The organism is Nonomuraea sp. NPDC049784 (genome assembly GCF_040659615.1).
In the GTDB taxonomy this organism is placed as follows: Bacteria; Actinomycetota; Actinomycetes; order Streptosporangiales; family Streptosporangiaceae; genus Nonomuraea.
Genome location: NZ_JBFAMX010000715.1, coordinates 1 through 4,722, shown reverse-complemented (window position 1 = coordinate 4,722; position 4,722 = coordinate 1). Strand labels below are relative to the sequence as shown.

Here is a 4,722-nt window from a genome sequence, read left to right as displayed (position 1 = left end):
GGCGAGCGTCTCGGTGGGCGAGACGTCGTCGAGGCGGGCGTTGACGGTGAGCACCTCGACGCCGACCCGGCCGAGCAGCTTGGGCAGCACCAGCGAGGAGGTCCCGCCCGCGCAGTCCACGACGACCTTCATGTCCCTGACGTCGTCCACGTCGACGTGGCGCAGCAGCTCGTTGGTATAGTCCTCGACGGTCCTGGCCGGGTAGGTCAGCGAGGCGATCTCGCCGGGGAAGGCCCGGCGGTACTCCTGGCGGGAGACGACCCGCTCCAGCTTGCGCTGGGCGGCCGGGGGCAGGTCGGCGCCGCGGCCATCCATGATCACGATGTCGACGCTCTGCGGGTCGCCCGGCGTGGTGCGCAGCGCGATGCCGCCCGCGGCCGACTCCCGTGCCGCGTGGAAGCGGGCGACGGGCAGCGGGGCGGCCTCGAGGTCCAGTACGTTGATCGCGCCCGCGGTGAGCGCGCCGATGACGGCCCGCTTGAGCGCCCTGGCGGCCAGGGAGCAGTCGCGCGAGGTGACGACGTACTCGCCCTTCTTGAGCGTGGTGGCGTACGCGCTGGCCAGGCGGACGCAGAGCTCGGCGGTGATCTCGACGTTGACCAGGCCGCTGACGCCTCTGGGGCCGAACAGGTTGCGCTGGCCGCGCGACTCCCAGATGACGCTGGTGTTGACGACCGCGCCGGCCTCGATGGTCTTGAACGGGTAGACCCTGACGCCGCTGGAGACGTACGCCTCGGGCTCGATGACGCACTCGTCGCCGATGACGGCGTTCTCCTCGATGCGGGCGCCGGCCATGATGTCGGTGCTCTTGCCGATGACGCAGCCGCGCAGGTGGGCGCCGGAGCCGAGGTAGACGTTGTCGTGGACGACCGCGCGGTGCAGGAAGGCGCCCTCGCGGACGACGACGTTGTTGCCGAGCACGGTGTACTCGCGCAGCTCGGCGCCCGCCTCGACCTTGGCGTAGTCGCCGATGAGCAGCGGGCCCTTGAGGACGGCGTCGGGGTCCACGGAGGCCGAGTCGGCGACCCAGACGCCCGGTGAGAGTTCGAAGCCGCCGATGTCCACGTTGACCTTGCCCGACAGGACGTCGGCCTGGGCCTTGAGATAGCTTTCGTGGGTGCCGACGTCCTCCCAGTAGCCGTCGGCCACGTAGCCGTAGATGGCGGCGCCGCGGTCGAGAAGGGCGGGGAAGACGTCGGAGGACCAGTCGACGGGCCCGCCCGGGGCCACCTCGTCGAGGACCTCGGGTTCCATGATGTAGATTCCGGTGTTCACCGTGTCGGAGAAGACCTGGCCCCAGGTGGGCTTCTCGAGAAAGCGCTGAACGCGCCCCTCGTCGTCCACGATGATGATCCCGAACTCAAGGGGGTTCGGGACACGCTTCAGACCAATTGTCACGAGTGCCGAATTTTCACGGTGAAATCGGATCATGTCCGATAAATCGATATCGGTCAGTGCATCGCCGGAGATGACCAGGAAGCGGTCGTCGCGGAGGCGGTCGGCGGCGTTCTTGACGCTGCCCGCCGTGCCCAGGGGCACGTCCTCGGTGGCGTACTCGAGGGTCATGCCCAGCTCGTCACCGTCGCCGAAGTAGTTGCGCACGAGGGCGGCCAGGAACTGGAGCGTGACCACCGTCTCGGTGACGCCGTGCCGTTTGAGCAGGCGCAGCACGTGCTCCATGATCGGGCGGTTGGCCACGGGAAGCAGGGGTTTGGGCTGGTTGGCGGTCATGGGACGCAGCCGAGTGCCCTCTCCCCCTGCCATGACGACCGCCTTCACCCGATCACTCCTTTTTGGCCGAGGTTACGAGCTGGAGCACCTGTACCACATACAACACGCCTGCCCACCAGTACAGGCCCGTTCCCCAGAGCGCGAACGCCCACCCGGCAATTCGGGCTATATCGGCATACCACCCCGTGTGGGAGGCAAGGAAGAGGAGAGGGAAAGCGTACATGAGGTTGAACATGGCGGCCTTGCCCAGGAAATGCACCTGAAGTGCCTTGTAGCCATGTTTGCGAAGTACTGGGATGAAACTTCCGACGAAGAGTTCACGGCCCAGGATGACCACGACCAGCCACCACGGGATGACGTCACGTAGCAGCAAGCCGACGATGGTGGCGAAGACGTAGAGCTTGTCGGCCGCCGGGTCGATGATCCGGCCGAGCCTGCTGGTCTGGTTGAACGCCCGAGCGATCTTCCCGTCGAGCCAGTCGGTGAACCCGGCCACCGCGAGGATCCCGATGGCCCACCCGTCCGCCTTGGGTCCGAGAACCAGCCAGAGGAACACGGGGACGCCCAGGAGTCGCAGGAAGCTCAGGAGGTTGGGAATCGTCCAGATCCGGTCCTCGGCGGAAGTTTCGCTCACGCAGCAGACCCTACTGCGTGGAACTCCAACACAGCGGGGGTGGTCAGGTGCGGAGGAAGGCGTGGGTGCGGCCCAGTTCCACGAAGCCGAGCTTGGCGTAGAAGTCCTTGGGCCAGTCGGCCTCGTCGGCCACCAGGAAGATCAGCTCGGCCTCCGCAGCCTCCGCTAGCAGCGCGGTGATCAAGGCACGCGCATAGCCCTTGCCCCGATGCCCCTCGCCGGTGAAGACGCTCTCGATCTGGGCGACGCCTCCGTGCACGTACAGGTCGGCCCTTGCGGCGATCTCCCCGTCCGGGGCGCGTACCCCCCAGAAGCTCACCGCGTCGGCGCCGCGCAGCCGGACCTCCACCCGCCTGGCGAGCCGGTCGACGACCTCATCCGGCGCCTGGGGCAGCGTCGCGCGCCAGTCGCGCCGTACCGCGGGCAGCAGCTCCGCCAGGGAGAGCCGCTCGGCCGGGGGCGGCGGGCCGGGCGGGAGCGAGCCGCGGAAGGCCATGATCAGGTTGGTCTCCTGCTCGTAGCCCGCGGCGGCGAACGCGGGCGCGAACGCGGTCCCGAGCCGGTCGTCGTCCACGCACACCAGCCGGTGGTCCCGCTCGGCGAGCACCTCGTCGGCCGCCCGCAGGAGCCTCTCGGCCGCCTCGGGCGGGGTCGCGGGGCCGGCGATCAGCTTGTTGTCGTCGTACGAGCCGGGAAAACGATCGTCCAGCACCGCGAACCCGCCGGGCGCCGCCACCACCAGGGGCGCCTTACGGCGGGCGAAGGCGTGCTGGAAGCCCACCGCGCGGGTCAGGTCCCCCGCCCGGCTCAGCGCGAGATCAGCCGACACCGCGGGCTTCCCGCAGGAACTCCCGGATGAGGGCCGAGTCCTTCACCCCGGGCGAGGTCTCGAGGCCGCTGGACACGTCGACCCCCCACGGGCCGGCGGCCGCGATCGCCTCCGTCACGTTCGCGGGGGTGAGGCCCCCGGCAAGGAGCCACTGGCCCGAGGGGCGGCCGCGGACCGCGGCCCAGTCCCACGGCTGTCCGGAGCCGGCGTGCGGTGCGTCCACGAGGAGCAGGTCCTCATCGTAGGCCCCGCACCGCAGGTCGGCCTCCGCGTCGACGGCCCTGATCAGCCGGACGCCGAGGTCCTTGAGCGCGGTGAAGTCGCCGTGCGGGTGCCTGCCGTGGAGCTGGATGGCGCGCACCCCGGACGCCAGCGCCGCCGCCCGCACCGTGTCCGGGTCCTCCCCGCGGAACACCCCCACGGTCAGCACGTGGCCGGGCACCGTCGCGGCCAGCTCCGCCGCCCGCTCGGGCGTGATCCTGCGGGGGCTCCGGGTCATGACGAACCCGATCGCGTCCGCGCCCGCCTCGACGGCGGTGGCCACGTGCTCGGGCTCACTCAACCCGCAGATCTTCACATACACCACACCCCTGACCCTAGCGGCGGCCGGCGGCTGCCGGTGACCATGCCCAGATGAGCACGGCGACGATCAGCCCGAACAGGAGCACCCCGTTGGGCAGGTGCGCCCCCAGCCACAGCCAGGTGACGTGCTGGGCGAGCCCCACGACGAACAGCGCGAGGCTGGCCAGCGCGGGCCAGCCCGCCCCGCGGCCGGGGCGCCAGACGAGGACGGCCAGGACGATCTGGACGAGAGCCACGAGGTGGACGACCATGCCGGCCATGACGTGGGTCTCGATCATGGAGTCGGACTCCACTGCCTGGCCGGCGAACGAGGCGGCCACGAGCAGCGCGGCGGCCTGGGCGGTGACGGCGATGCGCAGGCTGTAGAGCAGGCCCGGGGAGATCCGGCCGGCCGTCTTGGGTGCCTGGACCATGGTTTCCCGCATAGTGATCAGAGGTCCTTTCCTGGGAAGTCGGGAGGACCAATGTTCGGGGCGGAGATCGCGGATGGGCGTCAGCCTGCGGGGTGATCGCCCGTACGCCGCCGGGCGGACCCGCGCACCGCTCAGGAGGGCGAGCGCGGCTGGCGTACCGGGCGGAAGGAAGCGTCGACCAGGCCCGTACGGTGGGCCACGACCGCGGCCTGGATGCGGTTGCGCAGCCCCAGCTTGTCCATGGCCGCCGCGATGTGGGTCTTGACCGTCGTCACCCCGACGTGCAGCTCCTCGGCGATCTCCGCGTTGGACAGCCCGGTGCCGACCAGGGCCAGCACTTCCAGCTCGCGCTCGGTCAGCCCGGCGGGCGGGGGCACCGCGGCCTGCTCCTCGGCCGACAGGAACCGCTCCACGACCCGCCGCAGCACCGACGGGGCCAGGAGCTGCTCCCCCGCGGCCGCACGGCGCACGGCGTCCACCATGCGTTCCGGCTCGTCGTCCTTGACCAGGAACCCCACCGCGCCTGCCCGCAG

General features: G+C 70.5%; 6 protein-coding genes. All 6 read right to left on the bottom strand.

Going from position 1 to position 4,722, the window contains the following annotated elements:
• The coding region (locus AB0J09_RS56625) for a sugar phosphate nucleotidyltransferase (protein ID WP_360710967.1) at nucleotides 1–1,779 on the bottom strand (1,779 nt) is incomplete at its 3' end.
• A gap of 4 nt (nucleotides 1,780–1,783) precedes the next feature.
• A complete protein-coding gene (locus tag AB0J09_RS56620; RefSeq protein ID WP_360710964.1) occupies nucleotides 1,784–2,365 on the bottom strand; it encodes a CDP-alcohol phosphatidyltransferase family protein in 582 nt (193 codons plus the stop codon).
• A gap of 43 nt (nucleotides 2,366–2,408) precedes the next feature.
• Complete coding sequence (locus AB0J09_RS56615) at nucleotides 2,409–3,194, bottom strand: GNAT family N-acetyltransferase (protein ID WP_360710961.1); 786 nt, start codon at nucleotides 3,192–3,194, stop codon at nucleotides 2,409–2,411.
• Nucleotides 3,184–3,780, bottom strand: a complete 597-nt coding sequence (locus AB0J09_RS56610) for a phosphoribosylanthranilate isomerase (protein WP_360710958.1) — start codon at nucleotides 3,778–3,780, stop codon at nucleotides 3,184–3,186. The genes AB0J09_RS56615 and AB0J09_RS56610 overlap by 11 nt, the downstream gene beginning before the upstream one ends.
• Before the next feature lie 10 nt (nucleotides 3,781–3,790).
• Entirely contained in the window at nucleotides 3,791–4,201 is a 411-nt protein-coding gene (locus tag AB0J09_RS56605; protein WP_360710955.1) for a hypothetical protein, read from the bottom strand.
• 119 nt (nucleotides 4,202–4,320) lie between these two features.
• On the bottom strand, nucleotides 4,321–4,722 hold a 402-nt coding region (locus AB0J09_RS56600; RefSeq protein ID WP_360710952.1), incomplete at its 5' end, for a response regulator transcription factor.

Coding starts and splice junctions, on each gene's coding strand:
- AB0J09_RS56605 (WP_360710955.1), bottom strand. CDS start 4,201: ATGCGGGAAACCATGGTCCAGGCACCCAAGACGGCCGGCCGGATCTCC.